At 59.3% G+C, this 19645-nt stretch carries 18 protein-coding genes; 9 read left to right on the top strand and 9 right to left on the bottom strand.

The window, feature by feature from the left end; genetic code table 11:
• The first annotated feature begins 13 nt into the window (after window positions 1-13).
• From ASD00_RS12525 to ASD00_RS12515, 3 genes are all read left to right on the top strand, one after another.
• Window positions 14-1003, top strand: a complete 990-nt coding sequence (locus ASD00_RS12525) for a sugar-binding protein (protein ID WP_057206847.1) — start codon at window positions 14-16, stop codon at window positions 1001-1003.
• 179 nt (window positions 1004-1182) lie between these two features.
• Window positions 1183-2079, top strand: coding sequence for an NAD(P)-dependent oxidoreductase (locus ASD00_RS12520; RefSeq protein ID WP_057206845.1), 897 nt, complete (start codon window positions 1183-1185; stop codon window positions 2077-2079).
• A gap of 210 nt (window positions 2080-2289) precedes the next feature.
• On the top strand, window positions 2290-3075 hold the full coding sequence (locus tag ASD00_RS12515) for an alpha/beta hydrolase (protein ID WP_057206843.1): 786 nt from the start codon (window positions 2290-2292) through the stop codon (window positions 3073-3075).
• Window positions 3076-3165: 90 nt separating this feature from the next.
• Here ASD00_RS12515 and ASD00_RS12510 read toward each other — a convergent pair whose 3' ends face one another.
• Window positions 3166-4032 (bottom strand): SDR family oxidoreductase, encoded by an 867-nt coding sequence (locus ASD00_RS12510; RefSeq protein ID WP_057206841.1) that lies wholly within the window; start codon window positions 4030-4032, stop codon window positions 3166-3168.
• 90 nt (window positions 4033-4122) lie between these two features.
• On the bottom strand, window positions 4123-4779 hold the full coding sequence (locus tag ASD00_RS12505) for a class I SAM-dependent methyltransferase (RefSeq protein WP_057206839.1): 657 nt from the start codon (window positions 4777-4779) through the stop codon (window positions 4123-4125).
• Between the two features lie 92 nt (window positions 4780-4871).
• On the opposite strand from ASD00_RS12505, the gene ASD00_RS12500 reads away from it, so the two are divergent.
• Window positions 4872-5522 carry a TetR family transcriptional regulator gene (locus ASD00_RS12500; protein ID WP_057206838.1) on the top strand — a complete coding sequence of 217 codons (651 nt, stop codon included), beginning with the start codon at window positions 4872-4874 and terminating at the stop codon, window positions 5520-5522.
• Window positions 5523-5827: 305 nt separating this feature from the next.
• On the opposite strand, the gene ASD00_RS12495 is transcribed toward ASD00_RS12500, so the two are convergent.
• Window positions 5828-7327 (bottom strand): MFS transporter, encoded by a 1500-nt coding sequence (locus tag ASD00_RS12495; protein WP_244496038.1) that lies wholly within the window; start codon window positions 7325-7327, stop codon window positions 5828-5830.
• Between the two features lie 139 nt (window positions 7328-7466).
• On the opposite strand from ASD00_RS12495, the gene ASD00_RS12490 reads away from it, so the two are divergent.
• From ASD00_RS12490 to ASD00_RS12475, 4 genes are read left to right on the top strand one after another with little or no spacing between them, the layout of a single operon-like run.
• Window positions 7467-8837, top strand: a complete 1371-nt coding sequence (locus tag ASD00_RS12490) for a dihydroorotase family protein (RefSeq protein WP_057206833.1) — start codon at window positions 7467-7469, stop codon at window positions 8835-8837.
• A complete protein-coding gene (locus ASD00_RS12485; RefSeq protein WP_057206831.1) occupies window positions 8834-10138 on the top strand; it encodes a Zn-dependent hydrolase in 1305 nt (434 codons plus the stop codon). The genes ASD00_RS12490 and ASD00_RS12485 overlap by 4 nt, the downstream gene beginning before the upstream one ends.
• A 13-nt stretch (window positions 10139-10151) precedes the next feature.
• A complete protein-coding gene (locus tag ASD00_RS12480) occupies window positions 10152-11498 on the top strand; it encodes a UbiD family decarboxylase (protein ID WP_057206829.1) in 1347 nt (448 codons plus the stop codon).
• Entirely contained in the window at window positions 11488-12111 is a 624-nt protein-coding gene (locus ASD00_RS12475) for a UbiX family flavin prenyltransferase (protein WP_082523531.1), read from the top strand. The genes ASD00_RS12480 and ASD00_RS12475 overlap by 11 nt, the downstream gene beginning before the upstream one ends.
• A gap of 36 nt (window positions 12112-12147) precedes the next feature.
• Here the strand turns inward: ASD00_RS12475 and ASD00_RS12470 are convergent, their stop codons facing one another.
• The 6 genes from ASD00_RS12470 to ASD00_RS12445 all read right to left on the bottom strand — a co-directional run bounded on the left by ASD00_RS12470 (window position 12148) and on the right by ASD00_RS12445 (window position 18506).
• Entirely contained in the window at window positions 12148-13992 is a 1845-nt protein-coding gene (locus ASD00_RS12470) for a LysR family transcriptional regulator (RefSeq protein WP_063963252.1), read from the bottom strand.
• 24 nt (window positions 13993-14016) lie between these two features.
• Window positions 14017-14808 carry an ATP-binding cassette domain-containing protein gene (locus tag ASD00_RS12465; RefSeq protein ID WP_272502219.1) on the bottom strand — a complete coding sequence of 264 codons (792 nt, stop codon included), beginning with the start codon at window positions 14806-14808 and terminating at the stop codon, window positions 14017-14019.
• Window positions 14809-14893: 85 nt separating this feature from the next.
• Window positions 14894-15634, bottom strand: a complete 741-nt coding sequence (locus tag ASD00_RS12460; protein WP_057206824.1) for an ABC transporter permease — start codon at window positions 15632-15634, stop codon at window positions 14894-14896.
• Window positions 15631-16320, bottom strand: a complete 690-nt coding sequence (locus ASD00_RS12455) for an ABC transporter permease (RefSeq protein ID WP_025430551.1) — start codon at window positions 16318-16320, stop codon at window positions 15631-15633. The genes ASD00_RS12460 and ASD00_RS12455 overlap by 4 nt, the downstream gene beginning before the upstream one ends.
• 117 nt (window positions 16321-16437) lie before the next feature.
• Window positions 16438-17223, bottom strand: coding sequence for an ABC transporter substrate-binding protein (locus tag ASD00_RS12450; RefSeq protein WP_057206822.1), 786 nt, complete (start codon window positions 17221-17223; stop codon window positions 16438-16440).
• Window positions 17224-17273: 50 nt separating this feature from the next.
• Window positions 17274-18506 (bottom strand): M20 aminoacylase family protein, encoded by a 1233-nt coding sequence (locus tag ASD00_RS12445; RefSeq protein ID WP_063963251.1) that lies wholly within the window; start codon window positions 18504-18506, stop codon window positions 17274-17276.
• A gap of 131 nt (window positions 18507-18637) precedes the next feature.
• Here ASD00_RS12445 and ASD00_RS12440 point away from each other — a divergent pair, with 131 nt between their 5' ends.
• Complete coding sequence (locus tag ASD00_RS12440) at window positions 18638-19588, top strand: LysR substrate-binding domain-containing protein (protein ID WP_057206820.1); 951 nt, start codon at window positions 18638-18640, stop codon at window positions 19586-19588.
• Window positions 19589-19645: the final 57 nt, after the last annotated feature.

Raw genomic sequence — 19645 nt, 5'->3', positions numbered from 1 at the left:
ACGGGAGGAAAGAATGAGAAAGACAATATTGCTGGCCGCCGTTGCTGTCCTGGCGCTCTGTGCCGGTCAGGCTCTGGCCAAGAAGCAGCTCGTCATCGTCGTGAAGGGCCTCGACAACCCCTTCTTTGAAGCGATCAATCAGGGTTGCCAGAAATGGAACAAGGAAAACCCGGATGCCGAGTATGAGTGCTTCTACACCGGACCGGCCTCGACATCCGACGAGGCGGGTGAAGCGCAGATCGTTCAGGACATGCTCGGCAAGGCCGACACGGCTGCAATCGCCATTTCGCCGTCTAATGCCAAACTGATCGCTCAAACGCTGAAGACCGCGAACCCGACGATCCCCGTCATGACGCTCGACGCCGATCTCGCCAAAGAGGACTCGGCCCTGCGCAAGACCTATCTCGGTACCGACAACTACCTGATGGGGGCCCGGATTGGCGAGTACATCAAGAAGGCCAAGCCGGATGGCGGCAAGATCTGCACGATCGAGGGCAATCCGGGGGCGGACAACATTTTGCGCCGAGCCCAGGGCATGCGCGACACCCTGACCGGTAAGGAGGGACTGACGGAACTGAAGGGTGAGGGAGGCTGGACGGAAGTCGCAGGCTGCCCGGTCTTCACCAATGACGACGGGGCAAAAGGCGTGCAGGCCATGACGGATATTCTCGCCGCCAATCCGGACCTTGATGCCTTTGGTATCATGGGTGGCTGGCCACTATTCGGCGCACCGCAGCCCTATCGCGACCTGTTCAAGCCGATCGCAGACAAGATTGCCAGCAACGAATTCGTCATCGGCGCTGCCGACACGATCGGCGACGAAGTTGCCATTGCGCGTGAAGGGTTGGTGACGGCACTCGTCGGGCAGCGTCCGTTCGAGATGGGCTACAAGGCACCGTCTGTCATGATGGATCTGATCGCTGGCAAGCCAGTGGAAGATCCGGTGTTCACCGGTCTTGATGAATGCACCAAGGACACAGTCGACACGTGCATCCAGAAGTGACGATCTCGTCCGGGCCCCGTTCGCGGGCGCCCGGACAATCGCCGCCCGAAGCCTTGCCAGCGCAGGCGGTGGCAAGGCATCCCCATTGACGCGAGTGACATGCATCGCCAGCATTGGAACGAATTGATCCGTGGCGTCGCATTGGCGAGCGAGATCCGCGTCACATTGTGGAGAGCAGAATGGCAAAGAGGATCATCTTCACCGGCGGCAGTGGCAAAGCCGGCCGCCATGTCGTGCAATATCTCATCGAGCAGGGTCACCAGGTCCTCAATCTCGATACCCGGCCTCTCGACAATCCGAAGGTCAGGACGCTCATCACCGACATCACCGATAGCGGGCAAGTCTTCAACGCCTTGTCGAGTTACACCGGGCTGCACGAGTTCGACCCATCTTTGAGGCCACAGCCGATCGACGCCGTCGTACACTTTGCCGCCATTCCACGCATCATGATCGCCCCTGACAACGAACTTTTCCGCGTGAACGCGCTCGGCACCTACAACGTCATCGAAGCTGCTGTGAAACTCGGTATTCGCAAGGTCATCATAGCATCCAGCGAGACGACCTACGGCCTCGTCTTTGCCAACGAGCCCCGCAGTCCGCGCTACTTTCCGCTCGACGAGGAGTACGACGTCGACCCCATGGACAGTTATGCCTTGTCGAAAGTTGTCAATGAGCAGACGGCACGCGCCTTTGCCCTGCGCAGCGGCTTCGACATCTATGCCCTGCGCATCGGCAACGTCATTGAGCCGAGCGAGTACAAACTGTTTCCTGGATGGTTCGCAAATCCGGGCTTTCGAAAACGCATCGCGTGGAGCTACATCGATGCGCGCGACCTCGGCCAGATCACGCATCGCGCGATTGAGAAGGACGGGCTTGGTTTCCAGATCTTCAATGCCGCAAACGACGACACCTCCTCCAATCTGCCTACCCGCGAACTCATAGACCGTTTCTATCCAGGTGTACCGCTCAAGCGGGAACTCGGCGAGTTCGAGACGTTGCTGTCGAACTGGAAGGCGCGTGACATTTTGGGTTTTCGCAGCGAGCATGGCTGGAGAAAATACGTCACCTCAGGCTGAAAACCGCCCAAAGTTTTCCTCGTCACCTTCACGCGTAAACTTGTCGTACGCGCAAACAGCCGCATGGCTCAGAACCGTCTGTGGTAGCCAACGCCCAGTCACCCAACCGGGTGACTGGCAACCGCGAGAAGATCACGTATATTGCAACTTACACGGACAACGATGCCGCGATCTTCGAAGGCAGCAAACTAAGGGTTGATTGAGGCTACGATGGCAGAACCAAGGTGGCGAACTCTTCCCGCAACTCCCGAATTGCCCGCGACGACCCGCGAAGGGTATGTCGCGGTCGACGGCATCAAGATCTGGTATGCTGTCTACGGTTCCGGTGAGCCCGTGATTATGCTCCATGGCGGTCTCGCCAATTCCAATTACTGGGGCCATCAGGTTCCGGAACTCGCCAAGTCCTATCAGGTCATCGTTATGGACAGCCGCGGCCACGGACGCAGCACTCGGAATGCGGACCCCTTCAGCTACGACCGCATGGCCTCCGACGTCATCGCATTGATGGATGATTTAACGGTGTCCAAGGCTGCGGTCATAGGCTGGAGCGACGGCGCAATCATCGGCCTCAAGCTAGTGATCGCTAATCCTGGCCGAGTTAGCCGCCTGTTCGCATTTGCGGCTAACAGTGACCCATCCGGGATCTACGATCTATCCGATAGCAGGATGTTTGAGAACTATTCTCAACGGACCCGCGATGAGTATGAAAAGCTGTCTCCCACACCCGTCGAATACGACGACTTCCTTGAGCAAATGGAAAAAATGTGGGGCTCGCAACCAAACATAACGAAAAGTGAGCTTCGCAACCTTGAACACCCTATCTGGGTTGCAGCCGGCGACCACGACGAAATTGTCAGGCGTACCGATACGCTGTTCATCGCCGAAAACATTCCCGGTGCCGGTCTGCTAATACAGCCAGAAGTCAGCCACTTTTCCCATTTGCAGAATCCGCAAGAGTTCACAGAGGATCTATTTCGCTTCCTGCGCGCGCATTGAGATCGCAAAACGTGAGTCGAGTGTTTGGCGTGCAGTTTCAGTAACGCCTAGGGCTCGGCATCAGCGCGGCAGTGAGAGCTCGTCTCACGATCAGCGCGGGAAGTAGGCGGGCTGATCGAGATCGGCGATCAGGCCCGGACCAGTCGGCTGCCAGCCTAGAAGCGAGCGGGTCCTGGCGCTGGACGCCGCCATGTTCGCCGCTGCAAAGTTGGCAAACCAGCCGAAGTGCTCTCGCGACCGCGGTTCGGCCGGCAGGCCGAGTTGGCGCCCGATCACTTCGGCGATTTCCCTGAACGGAACTGCTTCGACAGCAACCGCATGGTAGACGCTCTCCGTCACGCCGGCTTCAAGGGCCATGCGGTAGACCTGCGCCGCATCCAGACGGTGGACCCCGGACCAGCAGTTCAAGCCGTCATCGACATAGGCGGACACGCCTGTTTCTTGCGCCAGACGCACGACGATCGGGATGAATCCATGGTCCCCCACCCCGTGAACGGATGGCGCAAGACGCACTGTCGCTGCGCGCACGCCCTGTTCCGCCACGGCCCTTGCGGCAGCTTCCGACTTGCGCGGCGACGCCGGATTGGGAAGGTCTGCTTCGGTTGCGCCGCGTGGCAGACCCAAGAGGCCGGAGGTGACGAGCAATGGGCGGTCCGACCCTTTGAGTGCGCCTCCCAGTGCCTCGATCGCCCGTTCGTCCTGTGCCGCGTTCTCCAGGAACGTCGAGAAGTCGTGGTTGAAGGCGGTGTGAATTACGGCGTCGGCGGCTGAAGCGGCAGCCCGCAGGATGTCGAGGTCGTCCAGCGAACCTTCGACAACCTTCGCACCGATGGCTGCAAGGGCTGATGCCTTCCCCGCCGAACGGACAAGGCCACTGACGTTATGTCCTGAGCGGATCAGGTCCTCGACGACGGCGGAGCCGACCCAGCCGGTCGCGCCCGTTACGAATACATGCATGACAATTCTCCATTGAGGGAGCCGTCCCATTGGGACGGTCCTTTCGTTGTATGTTCGGTTTGGGTTGGTGGCAGTTGAACGTTGGCAGGCTCAGGCCGCGCGCATCGACAACTCGATGTCGTCGGCGAACGGTGTCGACAGATAGCCGCCCGAAGTCGAGCGGACGCGATCGAGATAGTCCGGGCAATGATGCGCATCGTCGGCAACGACCAGTGCCCCGGGCCGCAGACGGCTCTCGACCAGTGAAAGGACTTCCGGGTAGAGCGGCTTCGCGCCATCGAGCAGGAGCAGATCTATGCTTTCGGGAAGATCCATACTCAGCGTCGTCAGCGCATCGCCCTCGCGGATTTCGACGAGGTCGATGAGGCCCGCGTCAGCCAGGTTTTGTCGTGCCCTTGCAATCTTCGACGGCTCGAACTCGCTGGTGATCAGCTGGCCCCCGCCATTGTCCCGGAGCGCTGCCGAGAGGTAGAGAGTCGAGAGGCCGAACGACGTGCCGAACTCGACGATCGTCCTTGCGCCGCTGCTTCGGGCCAGCATGTAGAGCAGTTCGCCGGTCTGGCGGGATACGGGAAGCCAAAGATCCTTCATGCGGCTGTAGAAGTCGAGATACTCCGTCTTGCTGTGCATGAGGCGGTCGCGCTCCGCGTGGGAGAGTTCTGCCAAGGCCGGGCTGGCGGCGGCATCCGCTTCGTCGAAGAGACGGTCGAGAAGAGATGCAAGGCGTATGTCCTTGAGAGTGTTCATCGGAAAATCCTCGGTTCGCTGCGATGACTTGCTTTCGAATTAAAAATACGAATAATTCGTCGCGTTTGCTAATCGCATTGCAAAAGGCCCCGATGACTGATCGCGCAAGTCCCCGTATTTCCACACGAAAACAGCCCAAACAGTCGCGTTCGAACGAGCTTGTGGCCGCCATTCTTCAGGCGGCTGTTCAGGTTTTGGCGCAGGAGGGTGCGCAGCGTTTTACGACCGCGCGGGTGGCCGAACGGGCAGGTGTCAGCGTCGGATCTCTCTACCAGTATTTCCCCAACAAGGCGGCTATCCTGTTCCGTCTGCAAAGCGATGAGTGGCGGCAGACATCGGATCTCCTGGGCGACATCCTGACGGACCGGTCCCGTCCGCCGCTCGAGCGGCTCCGTAGCCTCGTGCAGGCCTTCATCCGTTCGGAATGCGAGGAAGCTGCCGTTCGGGTGGCACTTAGCGATGCCGCCCCGCTTTACAGGGATGCGCCGGAAGCGCAGGACGCGCGGGCGGCGGATGACACGGTCATCGAGGCGTTCATGTCCGAGCTTCTTCCGGATGCCTCCGCGGCGGTCCGGGCCACGGCCGGCGACCTCGTCATGACGACCATGACCACGGTCGGGAAGGAGTTCTCAGCCGAGCCGAAGACCGACGCGGAAATCGCAGCATACGCGAATGCCATGTCCGACATGTTCTGCGCCTATATTCGCTGCCTGCGTTCCGATATTTCTGCAGCGGCCGGGTGATGCGCGATTGAACACTCTGATCGTATGGTCGCCAGGAACTCTGGGAAGACTCGTCGGCGGGATGGCCGCAAACCGAACCCTACACATGGAACCGACGACACGATGAGTCCGGGACTTAACCCGCGGCGGCGCTCCCCTCACCGCCTGCGAAGGTTTCGTTGCCAATACGGACTTCCATATCGTCGTTGCCATCTCCTCCCCCCCAGCCAATCATTGCCTGCGTCGCCGTAGAGAGAGAAGCGCTATCAGCGCCTTGCGCTACGGCGGCGAAGGCTCCCAGCCGCTCGGCGTTGCGGCCGGCATGTTTACCCGACTGGCCTCTTCAACGTGGCGATGGCCAACAACGCGCATGCCGCCGCTGCGGTCATATACCAGGCTGGCGCATAGATTCCTCCTCCTTGGGAGAGCCATGTGAGGATGGCGGGTGCGAAACCGCCAAAGATTGTCGTAGCGGTATTGTAGGCAAGAGACATTCCGGTCGACCGAACGCGTGTCGGGAAGATCTCGGAAAGGGCCGACGGTGCCACGCCGACATAGAGGCCGACCATGATGCAGAACGCGGTTTGCACAAAGATCAGCGTGGGAAGCGTCGACGACATGTGCAGGAGCCAAAGCAACGGATGGACCGCCGTCGCAAGGATGATTGCTGCCACGACCAGCATCTTCTTGCGTCCAACAACGTCCGACAAGCTTCCCGCCACGACGCAACTGATCAACATGAATACATTGCCGATAAGGGAAGCAAGGAAGGTGTCCGAGCCGCTCATGCCGAAGCTGCGCTGAATATAGATCGGCATGAAGATGACGAGCGTGTAGGTCGACACACCCCACAGCACACACATTCCCGTGCCTTTGAGCAGTTCCCGCCAGAACTCCACGAACGCCGCCTTTAGCGGCAGTCGTTCGGTCACGCCGGATTTGTTCTGACGAGCAATCTCCTCGCGGAAATGCGGCGTCTCATCGAGCGTGCGGCGCATCCAGATACCCACCGGCGCGATGAGAAGTCCGACAAGAAACGGCAGGCGCCATCCCCATTCACCGATCTGCTGCTGCGTGAGCAGAGCGGTCACCGAGAATGCGACAAGTGCGGCGAGAATATTGGAGATCGCCATGCTTCCCTGCAGCCATGATGCGTACTTGCCCTTCTTTCCCTCAGGGGCATGCTCAACGAGAAAAGCGGCTGCACCGCCGAGTTCGCCGCCCGCGGAAAAACCTTGAAGCATCCGGCCGACCAACAGGAGGAGTGGCGCACCAATCCCGATGGCGGCATAGGTGGGCGCGGCGGCGATAACGAGAGTGCCAAGCGCCATGATCATGATCGTCAGCGTCAGGGCCGCTTTCCGCCCTGCGCGATCCGCGTAGACACCAATCAGAACTGCGCCCAGCGGACGGATGATAAAGCCCAAACCAAACGCGATAAATGCCTTGACGAGTTCCGTCGACTGGTCGCCTCCAGGAAAGAAGTTCTGGGCTATATAGACGGCGAACAACGCGTAGATGATGAAGTCGTACCATTCAAGCGCGTTCCCGACCGATGCCGCGACAACAGCCCGGCGTCCAGCGATGACCTGTTTGCGATCTGAGGCCTCCACCCCAGATGTGATGCTGCTCATGACAATGCTCCCTCTTATTTTGCTTATGGTGATGGCGGCAGCGCGGCTTGTACCACTCCCCAAGTGCCCGTGCCGAATGCGCCTTGCAATCGCAACCCTGCTGGGATGCAAGGCCTCCGTCCAAACAGGAATGGCGAAGTGAGCCATAGCGTACGGCGAACTGCCCAACAGATTTGCGACCTGCGGGGCCACCGCGCTCTCAAATAGCAAACATCCTCGTCAGATCGCCTCGGCGCCTCGGCGAATTCGGGTCCGGCGATAGCCGACTTCGGACAAAGCAATTATCCACAGACCACCTGCCTGCGCATGCTCATGGCATTGAGGAGACGCTATGAGTGATTTTGACTTGATCCTAACTGGCCGCGTGGTGGACGCCAATCGTGTCCGGGAGAACGGCTATGTCGCCGTGCGCGACGGCATCATCGAACGCATTGGCGAGGGTATTCCCCCAGCGTCGAGCAAGGAACGGCACGACTTCGAAGATGCCTATATTCTTCCCGGCGCCATCGATTCACAGGTGCATTCGCGCTCGCAGGCCGGTCAGGAGGATTTCATCTGGTCGACACGCGCAGCCGCCGCCGGTGGCGTAACCACAATCGTCGATATGCCGTATGACGACGGCAATCTCATCTGCAACGCCGAGCGGCTTGCCCAAAAGGCATTGGAAGCCGGGCAACAGGCGCGCGTGGACTTTGCACTCTACGGCACCGTCCATCCCAATGACGGGCCAAAGCATATCGCCCAGATGGTCGGCGCCGGAGCGGCTGCTTTCAAGTTCTCAACATTCGGAACACACCCGGAGCGCTTTCCGCGCATACCTCCGCAGACATTACATGCGTGCTTCGCCGAAATTGCACGCCACGGGCTGGCTGCAGGCGTTCACAACGAGAACGATGAAATGGTGCGCGCTGCTGACGCCGACGTCCAAGCCTTGGGCATCAGCGACTATCGCGCGCATGGCATGGCAAGGCCAGCGATCGCCGAAGCACTGGCCACGGCTGAGGCATACGAGATCGGCGCTGCAACGGGTTGCTCGGCGCATATCGTACACTGCTCGATCGGTCGCGGCTATGAACTGTGTTCAAACCACCGGACAAACGGCTTCGATGCGACGATAGAGGCCTGCATCCACTATCTCGTGCTCGATGAGGAAAACGACGTGGCGCGCCTTGGTGGCAAGGCCAAGGTCAACCCTCCGATCAGACCACGCAGCGAGCTCAAGGCGATCTGGCGGCACCTTGCCGCTGGCGGCGTGACTGTCGTCTCGACCGATCACGTCAGTTGGTCGGAGGATCGCAAAAGCGACCCCGACATGCTCAAGAATGCATCCGGTGCACCGAGCCTTGAAGTTCTCTACTCGCTGCTTCTCGATGGGCTCTTGCTTCGCGGGTTGAGCCCGACATGGGCCGCCCGGCTGCTCGCAGCAAATCCCGCGCGACTGTTTCGAATAGGACACCGGAAGGGAGCGATCGAGCCGGGTCGCGATGCCGATATCGTCGTCATGGCCAAAGACCCCAGACGCTATGATCCGGCTGCAAGCGGTCACAACTTTGTTGGCTGGAGCCCGTACCAAGGGCTCGAGATCCAGCACCGCCCGGTTGCGACCTTCCAGCGGGGCCACATGGTTTTCGATGGCACGCAGGTCCTGGCACACCCCGGAGCAGGCAAGTTCATCACGCCCTCGCGGGAGATCTTGATATGAGCGCCGCGCTAAGATCGGGAAGGAATATGCCCGTCGACGCCGAGCGACTGTGGAGCGATCTCATGGACCTCGCGACGATCACCGAGCCCGAAAGACCTTACACGAGACGCTCGTTTTCGAAATTGTTCATCGAGGGGCGTGAATGGCTCGCGCGGCGCTTCAAGGAAGCGGGAATGACAGTTCGCATCGATGCGGGGGGAAACCTGATCGGAAGGCTGGAGGGCTCTGATACGACTGCCGGAACGATCATAATCGGTTCGCATTCAGACACCGTCCCATCTGGCGGTCGCTTCGACGGCGTCGCCGGCGTTATTGCTGCACTTGAGATTGCACGGTCGCTGCACCAAGCCGGCCGAAAACTTCGTCATGCCGTCGAGGTAGTGGACTTCCTCGCCGAAGAGCCGTCCGAGTTCGGACTTTCTTGCGTGGGCAGTCGCGCAATGACCGGAATGCTGACCGGCGATCAGCTCGACTTTACGGATCCCACCGGAGAACGCCTTGGCGAAGCGATCGCGCGTGTCGGAGGTGATCCCAAGCGCTTGACCGATGCGGTCCGCGGCGATGTCGTTGCCTGCTTCGAGTTGCACATAGAGCAAGGTGCAGTGCTCGAGGAGAGCCGCATAGACCTTGGCATCGTCAGCGCTATCGTCGGAATCGCCCGGGTTGAGATCGCTTTCGAGGGCCGTGCTGACCACGCCGGCACCACACCCATGACCATGAGGCGCGATGCCGGGCTTGCCGCGGCGATGACAGTGTCTTTCGTGGCCGACAGAGCTTCCAAGGACGCATTGGCCGGACAAGGACATTTCGTGGCCACCTGCGGCATCGTCGAACAACAGCCGAACGCGGCCAATGTCGTGCCCGGCGCATCAAGGATCGTCGTAGATATCCGTGCCGAAGACCATTCGCTCACACAACACTTCATAGCCGCATTGGACCAACGCACCCGTGCGATCACACACCAATTGGGGATCGGTCGGCCGGTCTGGAAGGTCCTCTCCGATAGCGACCCGGCTCAATGCGACGACACGCTTCGGTCGATGCTCCAAGAGAGTGCAATCTCCCTTGGTTTGTCGAGCCAGACCATGGCCTCAGGAGCCGGACACGACACGGCCTTCCTCACGAGGATCGCACCGAGCGCCATGGTCTTCGTTCCATGCCGCGAGGGTCGCAGCCACGCGCCCGAAGAGTGGACCGAGCGCGATAGTCTTGCAGCAGGCGCCGCCGTTATCCACGACGCCATCCTAAAATTCGATCTCATCACGGAACCAGAGCAGGGTTCGGGAGAAGCTATTGTCTAGACGTGATCAAAGTATGCGCAGCTTTCTCGCAACACTTGAACAGCGAGGAGAGCTGCACCGCGTAGTACGCGAGGTTGATAGCCGCTTCGAAATTGCATCCGTCCTGAGCTTGCGCGACCGCGGTCCTGCTCAGCTTTTCGAGGACGTACGCGGCCACATCATGCCGGTCGTCGGCAATCTCTACAACAACAGGCAGAGGTATGCCCTCGCCCTGGGTACAGATGCCGCCGAACTCGATGCGTTCTGCCTGTCTGCGCTGCGTGCCCCGATCAAACCGCTTCTGGTTGATCGTGCGCCGGTGCAGGAGGTGATCCATAACCCGCCCTTCGATGTGGGCGCCTTGTTGCCAGTCCCACACTGGTTCGAGAAGGAAGGTGGCCCGTACATCACAGCAGGCGTCATCATCGCGAAAGATCCGGAGACCGGCCGCCGCAACGTCTCGATTGCTCGACTCCGTCTCGAGGGTGGTCAACGCATGATGGCCGGTATCGCCAAGAACCACCATTTGGCCCAACTGGCGGAGAAGGCCAAGAGGCTAGGACGCGACCTCGAAATTGCAATCGCCATCGGCAACCACGCGGCCGTGCTTCTTGGCTCACAGCTATACCTCGACCTCGGTGATGACGAATTCGACACTGCCGGTGCGCTACTGGGCGAGCCGATCGAGCTCGTGCGATGCCGCACGGTTGACGTCGAAGTTCCAGCGCACGCCGAGATCGTTATTGAAGGGCGCTTGCGGCCCGATGACCTGATCGATGAGGGGGCGGTTTCCGAATTCCCAGGCTTCTATGTTTATTACGGACCCGGAATTGGAGTGGACGTCACCTGTATCACCCACCGTAAATCAGCGCTCTATCAGGCGATCCTGCCTGGTTATGCAGCAGAACACTGCCTCATGGGGGCGGTCTCGATTGGGGCAACGCTCACACGTGATCTGCAACGTGCCATTCCGGCCGTGAAACGCGTTGTGATCACCGACGGCGGCATGGGCCGGTTGCATGCAGTCATATCGATGCGGCGCCCGAGGCTCGGCGAAGGCAAGCGCGCTATCCTGCTTGCGATGGGGTGCGTCAATCTTCTGAAGCTCGTGATCGCCGTCGAAGACGACGTCGAGCCGGACGACTGGCAGCAGGTCGAATGGTCGCTCGCCGCACGTTTCCGCGGCCACGAGGACCTCATCGTTCTGCCCGGGGTCAAGGCCGACCGGTGCGATCCCGTTCACGAAGACCTTGTTGTCACGAAGATCGGAATGGTCGCCACAACGCGCCCCGGCGACGGCGAACCGGGTGGACGATCGGAATTCGTCAAGCCGCCTTCGGATATCTACGAAAGTGTGAGGAGGCAGCTTGATGACTACTGAGAACCTTGTCCCAGACGCGACCAGCGCGAGCCGCAAATTTGTCGTGCATCAGCCCAGGAAGCGTTTCGTGGTGGCGATCACGGGCGCCTCCGGCCATATCTACGGCATCCGTTTGCTCGATGTGCTGCGCGAACTGAACTGCGAAACGCATCTCGTCATGTCCAAATCAGCAATGGTGGCCCTCGCTTACGAGACCGACATCAAGGTGAAGGGCATCCGGGACCGCGCCGATCATGTCTATTCCAACGACGACGTCGCGGCCGCCATATCAAGCGGCTCCTTCCGCACCCAAGGCATGTTCATTGCGCCCTGCTCGGCCAAGACATTGGGTGAAATCGCATCGGGAGCATGTGGCACCCTCGTTTCGAGAGCCGCGGATGTGATGTTGAAGGAGAGAAGGAGGCTCGTCCTCATGTTTCGTGAAACACCTCTTCATCTGGGCCATTGCCGCAATATGGTGTCGGTGACCGAGATGGGTGCGATCGTCATGCCGCCCGTGCCAGCGTTCTATTCCCGCCCTGAGAGCGTGGAAGACATAATCGACCACACCGTCGGGCGCGCGCTGGACCTCTTCGATCTGGACGTCGGCGTCGTCAAGCGCTGGAAGGAATGATGGAGTGTGAGGTTTTCGCGCTATGACCTAGTCGTTCTAACCCGGTCCAAGCGACGCGTGAAACTCCTGTCGGCTTGCATCGGCCAAGCGCATTTTGAGAAGCTCCACGAGCGCGCGTTCCGCATCGGTCAGGCTTCGGTCCGTCGAGAAGACGATCGACAACCGCCGATAGATGCTCGGACTACCGATCGGGTTGAGCTGAAACATCTCGGCATGCGCTACATTCTGGATGGCCGTCTCAGGAAGGATAGTCGCAAGCCGCATCCGACGGACGAGCGCAAGGATCATGGCAATGGAATTGATCTCCATATCAGGCGCGAAAGCCAGGCCCTCGCTCTCTGCGGCCTGGTCCAGCAGTTGGCGAAGACCAAACACAGGACTTGGTAATATCAGCGGTAGCGTCGTGCACTTAGCCAATTCGACATCGCCAGGCGGAAGAATGGCATCGACTGATTTGGTGACCACCACCATCCGATCCTGATTACGCAGATCGAGCTGTGACGATCGTGACACCTGCGTTTCAACGATGGCGAAACTGATCTCGCCAGCCTCCACCCAACGATGAAGTGCTGTGGCCGGTGCCTCGACCAGCTGTAGCTTGATCGCAGCATGCTGGCCGGTCCATTCGCTGATTGCTGCGGCAAGTGCCTCCGAAAGCGGGCCGATATGCGTCGCAAGAGGAACGACACCAATGGTTATTTTCTGGGCGTCGCCGGGCGCGATCCTGTTGGCCTGCGCAACGAGTTGGTCGCATGCTTCAACCCCCTCTCTGAAAAGCCCCGCTAAGCCGTGGGCATCTGCCAGCGGCTTCAGGCCCGTCCGCTGACGCTCAAAAAGATTGACACCCAGCGTCGCCTCGAGCTTGCGCAACTGGCTGGATAATGCCGGCTGAACGACGTGAAGTTTGCGAGCGGCGGCTGTAACGTTGAGCTGGTCCATCAATGCCAGGAAGTAGCGCATCTGCCGCAACGTGATACGCGGGTCGTAGACCACAGGTCTCGGCGGCGAAGACAGAACGCGCTGAAGATGGTCGACGAATGTTCTTGCCGGTTGCGCGGTTCCTGTGACATGCGCCACGACAGGGCTGCTGAGTTCGACCGGTAAAACCGCATAATCGAGCTGCAGGCGCGAAGCGCCCACGGCGACAAGGCTGCGTGGTGCAAGCATAGCCCAAGCGCGCGTCTCGCGGGAGAGATAAGGAAAAGTTCCAACATCCTCGGCAGTGGCGATCGGCTCGGGAAGATCATGGGCCGCGCAATAGGCGCGAACCAGTCTGCGCTGCGCCGGCAAAAGCGGCGGCACCAGGATCAGCAACCGCCGGAGTGCATCAAAGTCCAGGCTGCGACCCGGCTCGCCGGCCCGTTCATAGTTGGTGACAGCGATCCAATCATCGCGATAAAGCAATGCATCTTCGTAAGGGGTCTTATCGTCACCGTAGCGGATAGCCACGTGAGCGGGCATATCTGATTGGTCCTCCTCAATCGGCACATCAAAACGGACGCGTGGAATGACCTGCGGGTGCTCCTTTCGCAGATATCTGACGGAAAGGCTTATAGCTCTCGACAAACGCCCCAGCGTGAACTGGAGAGGGGTCGAAACCTCCAAGCGGGGTGCTGGCACAGGGATAGCGGCGTATGTGCCGTCTTCGGCCGCTTCGATCCTTTGCAAAATCGGCTCGACTCGTTGATACAGCCATCGCGCAGCCTCAGTCGGGTAATGGCCCAAGGGGCCCCGTTGAAAAAGCTTGATCCCGAGGTCCTGCTCGAGCTGGCTGATGTTTTCGCTAAGCGCCGAAGACGACATGCCTGCGTCTGCGGCCGCCTCTGCATGGTTTCTATACTGGCAAGCGAGAACAAAGTAAGAAAGCTGCTTGGTTTCCAATTGTCTAGCAGCCCTCCCTAGATGTCAGTGCGAGCGCGACAGGAACTGGCGGCAACGCTCGCTCTCAGCGTGCAGAAACACCCGTTCAGGTGGCCCCTGTTCTTCAACGATTCCGTTGTGAAGGAACATAACATGGTTCGAAACGTCTCTGGCGAACTTCATTTCATGGGTCACAAGAAGCATCGTTCGTCCCTCCTCCGCAAGGTCCCGGATGACTTTCAGGACTTCTCCGACGAGCTCAGGATCGAGCGCCGACGTGGGTTCGTCGAAAAGCATGACACGGGGATCCATGCATAGGGCACGGGCGATGGCGATCCGCTGCTGCTGCCCTCCGGAGAGATAGGCCGGATACTGGTGTCGCTTTTCGTAAAGGCCGACCTTGTTGAGCAGGTGTTCCGCCTTCTCTCGCGCATCCGCTCGCGAAATGCCGAGCACGTGGATCGGCGCTTCCACGACATTCTGCAGAACCGTCATATGCTGCCAAAGATTGAACCCCTGGAATACCATGGACAGGCGCGTCCGGATGCGTCGAAGCTGCTGGTGATCGACAGGGTGGAGATTTCCGTCGCGATTGGCTTGAAGTTTCAGCTTTTCGCCGGCGACCTCGATTGTTCCCTGCGAGGGAAGTTCAAGTAGGTTGATACAGCGCAGCAACGTACTCTTGCCGGATCCGGAGGCCCCGATCATCGAAACCACCTCGCCCTCCAATGCGTTCAAATTGACGCCTTTGAGAACCTCCAGGGCGCCAAACCTTTTGTGCAGGTTCCCGACCGCCACCGCGATCGATTTCCCCTCCAACTCCTCCTGACCGTTCACTATAAGCACCCTCCCTTGTGAGGGCGGACCAACTCCGACCCTTCGTTATTTTCGTGAGACTGTCCCAATTGATCGAGCACGGTGCTCACACCAGTGTCTGCCCTGCGCCACTCAGGCCCGTGTGAGGCCTCGCAAATGCCAAAAGCCTGCCTTCAAGCTGACGAAACAGCCACACGAGAGTGAATGCGATCGATGCATAGAGAACGGCGGCGATACCGAAGGCTTCGAAAGAGGCATAGGTCGCCGAATTCACGTCGCGGGCAACCTTGAGAACATCAGGCACGGTCGCGGTGAACGCGATCGAAGTCGCGTGCAGGACAAGGATCACTTCGTTGCTGTAGGCTGGCAGTGCGCGTCTGAGGGCTGACGGAAGGACGATCCGCCGGTAAACCGTAAATGCCGACATGCCATATGCCCGAGCCGCCTCTATCTCACCATGAGGCACGGCGCGGATGGCGCCGGCGAAGATCTCGGTCGTGTAGGCACAGGTGCAAAGCGCAAATGCCAGGATCGCACAGTTGATCCCCTCGCGGAAAAAGCTGTCGAGAAGAGGCACCGACCGTACGAAGCTGAAACTGTAGAAACCGGTGTAGAGGATCAACAATTGCACATAGAGGGGCGTGCCTCGAAACACATAGGTGTAGAGCCAGACCGGAACCCGGATGTAAGGATTGGCCGATGCTCGTGCCACCGAAAGCGGTATCGCCAGAAGGAATCCAAGGACGATGGAGGCAACAAGGAGCCATAAGGTCATGGCGACGCCGGTAATCCGGTAGCCATCGGTCCACAGATAGGCCTTCCAGTACTCCTGCAGGATCTCAATCATGCGCCTACCCTCCTGACGCCGGTTGAGAAATATCGCTCGAGCATGAACACGACGACATTTGTCGCCGTTGCGAGCCCAAGGAAGATGGCCGCGCTCAGAATGCTAAAGAAAAAGAAGCTGGAAGACGCCTTGCCCGCGTCCTGCGTAACCTTGATCAAGTCGTTGAGGCCGATGAGCGAAACCAGTGCGGTCGCCTTGATCATGACCTGCCAATTGTTGCCGATGCCTGGAAGGGCATGGCGCATCATCTGCGGAAACAAGATCCTGCAGAACGTTTTCCACGGCGTCATGCCATATGCCGCCGCCGCCTCGAGTTGTCCGCGCGGGACGGCCTGGAATGCGCCTCGGAATGTTTCCGTGAAGTAAGCACCATAGATGAACGAGAGTGTGATCGCACCGGCGGCAAACGGATCGATATCAATCTGATGCAGACCGAGGCGATCGGTAACTCCGTTCAGCCACATCTGGAGGCTGTAGAAGAGAAGCAACATCATGACGAGATCGGGTACGCTGCGGATCACCGTCGTATAAACGGTTGCTGCAAGGCGTAGCGAGCGTCTGGACGACAGCTTGCAACTTGCTCCGACGATGCCAACAAAGAATGCGCCTGCGATCGACAGAACGGCGAGCTCAATCGTCGTCAGCAACCCGGCCAATACAAGGGGACCATATCCGTCGAGGGCCATATGTCTGTTCTTTTCGTAAGCGCGTCGTGAATGGCCACGGCAACGCGGGATTTACCCCTGTGCAGCCGATACGATTGCACAGGGCGAGTTGACCAGGCAGGAACATCGCTATCGCGTTTATTGTCCGCCGTAGGCGTCGAAGTCGAAGTACTTGTCATTGATCGACTTGTAGGTGCCGTCAGCGACGATGGCCGCGATCGCCTTGTTGACGTCCTCGCGCAGTTCCGCGTCTTCCTTGCGGAGCCCAAAACCCGAGCCGATGCCGAAGTACTTCGGGTCGTTCATATCCTGACCGGCAAACTCGAATTCCTGCCCTTGAGGCTTCTTCAAGAAGCCGTCACTTGCCTGTATTGACGCCTGCAAAGATGCATCGAGACGTCCCGATCCGAGATCGGAATAGATCTGGTCCTGCGTCTGGTAAGCGACAACTTCCACACCGGCGGGCCGCCATACGGCCATAGCGTAGGTCTCCTGCGAGGACCCCTGCTGGACGCCAATCCGCTTGCCTTTCAACGATTCCGGCGTCGGTTCCAGACCGGAACCTCGTTTTGCGACCAGGCGCGACGGCGCGTTGGAGTATTTGTCGGAGAAGGCGATCTGCTCCTTGCGCTTCTCCGTGATCGTCATCGACGACGCGATGATGTCGAATTTGCGTGCTTGCAGCGAAGGAATGATGCCGTCCCAGCTGCTCTCCACCCAGATACACTTGGCGCGTAGTTCGGCGCAGATGGCCTCGGTGATCTCAACCCCGAAACCGGTCAGGCTGCCGTCCGGCTTCTTGAACTCGAGCGGCGGATAAGTTGGATCGATGCCCAGTTTAATCGTCTGTCCGGTGCGATCCGCGGCATGTGCCGCGACGGAGCCGGAAAGCAGTATGAGAGATGCTGCTATGATCTTGAACACGATGATTTTCCCCAGTTTGGTTTTCGTTGGTTTCGCCCGAACCGGACCGATTACTCGGTCGCAGCACATGGGCGCTGTGCTGCGATGCCTGCTGTGCGTCGGGTGATGTCGGACTGAGCGGGCGTTGCGAGAAACCGCTCGGCGAGCTTGACCCAATAGGTCGCCCCGATCGCCAATACCTCATCGTTGAAGTCGTAGCTCGGGTTGTGCAGCGGGTGACTCGCCTCGCCGTTGCCGATATTGATGTAGGACCCAGGACAGCGCTCCAGCATGAAAGCGAAATCTTCGCTGGCCATGATCGGGTGCGCGTTCAGGATTGATGCCTCTGGACCGAGCCATTGCCGAGCGACGTCTTGGGCAAATTCCGTCTCGACCGGGTGATTGATAAGCACCGGATGACAGCGCTCATAATTGATGACGGCTCTCGCCCCAAAACTCTCCGCCTGCGCATGCACCAAGCCACAGATCCGCGCCTCGACTTCGCGGCGGACTTCCGGTGACAGCGAGCGCACCGTTACAGACATCTCGGCCGCATCCGGAATGATATTCGACGCGGTTCCGCTGTGAATTGACCCAACCGTGATTACCGCAGCGTCCTGCGGATCGACATTGCGTGAGACCACTGTTTGAAGCGCCATGACGACCGCCGAGCAGACAACGACTGGATCCACCGCCTTGTGTGGAACAGCGCCATGTCCGCCATGACCAATGATACGGATCGTCACCGTATCGGCGGAAGCCATGAACGCGCCGCTGCGAAAGCCGAACGTGCCGACCGGTTGGCCTGGGACGTTGTGCATGGCAAAGACAGCATCGCAGGGAAACCGCTCGAACAGCCCCTCGCCCAACAGCCGCGCGGCTCCCCCAAGGCCCTCTTCGGCCGGCTGAAAGATTAGATGGAGAGCGCCGTGGAAGTCTCGCGACTGCGCCAGATGCCTAGCTGCAGCGAGAAGCATCGCCGTGTGACCATCGTGACCACAGGCATGCATTTTTCCAGGAACGGTACTGCTATAGGGAAGTCCCGTCACTTCCTCGATCGGCAGCGCATCCATATCGGCGCGAATGCCGAGCGACCGCCCCTCACCATTGCGCAGCGTTGCGATAACGCCAGTCCCTGCGATCCTCGCAACTTCATAGCCCCATTCGGCGAGCAGCTTGGCGACCAGCTCACTCGTCGCGAACTCCTCAAAGCCCAGCTCTGGATGAGCGTGAATCTGCCTGCGAATCGAGATCGCTTCAGATTGGAAATCGGAAATCCCTGGCAACACGATCGCGTTCTTCATCCACCACTCCGCCGCTGAGAATTCCCGACCTCTGCCTGTGAGGCAGTGCTTCGCAATCTATTGAATGCGCGCATTGAGCGGGAGACAAAAGTTTATTATGGTGATAACCAATCGTTATCACCGGAGACCGAATGAAGCTGCATCAACTCGAGGCACTGGTTGCCAGCGCCGACACCGGCAGCATCCGCGCCGCAGCGCGCCTTCTGGGGATATCGCAACCCGCTGTAACGCGGGCCTTGAGGGAGATGGAAGCCGAACAGCAGCTACCGCTGCTCGTTCGCTCGCCAAGTGGCCTGAAGTTTACCGATCACGGCTATGCTTTACTGACCCACGCTCGTCTCGTTCTCAATCAGCTCAGGCAGGCGGAGAGCCAGATGAGCATTCGGCGTGGCCAAATTGAGGGACGGCTCTGCATTGCCGTAACGCCGTGGCTTTCCCTGACGCTGCTGCCGGAGGTCGTCACTGAGTTTAGAAGACGCATGCCGAACGTCAGGCTCGAATTCTTCGACAGTTTCGTAATGATCACGCAACCACTTCTTCGCGACGGCTACATGGACCTCGCCATAGGCCAGGCGTCGCCAGCGATGTCTGCTCAGGAGTTTTTGATTGAGCCGTTGGTTCGCTACGAGACGGGCATCATGGTTCGTCGAGGTCATGCGAAAGAGGGATGCAAGTCCATTCACGAACTGCTGGATCAGGACTGGCTGCTGAACTACGCCCCTGACGGACGCGATGGCCTGATGCAGGAGGTTTTCTGGCGGCACGGCGCGACATTGGATGAAAAGCGCGTTGTACTAGCACACTCGGTGTTGCTTTCTCAGACACTCGTTGAGCAGGCAGATATGTGCACCTGGGTTCCAAGCATCATGACGGCTGTACCGCCTTTCTACGGCCGCACGGTATTGTTGGATCTCGAGGAGAGATTTTCACCGCGGGACCTCAGCATTATTTCGAGGCGAAATGGTCCCCAAGGATCTGCAGCACTTTCCTTTATCGATTGCCTGTCCGGCATCATCAAGAGACGCCTCCGATCGAGCAACCCGGTAGACCGGCGCGTCTTTGCAACGTTGACGCCTCTGTAATCTGCGAGGTGAGACTCTCCCGCCACGAGGCTTGCAATCGTAATCCCATGCAAAAGT

Origin of the sequence: Ensifer sp. Root31, assembly GCF_001424825.1 — a bacterium.
Taxonomy (GTDB): domain Bacteria; phylum Pseudomonadota; class Alphaproteobacteria; order Rhizobiales; family Rhizobiaceae; genus Ensifer; species Ensifer canadensis.
Note: the sequence above shows the minus strand (reverse complement) of the source record. Positions and strands in the feature narration are given on the sequence as shown.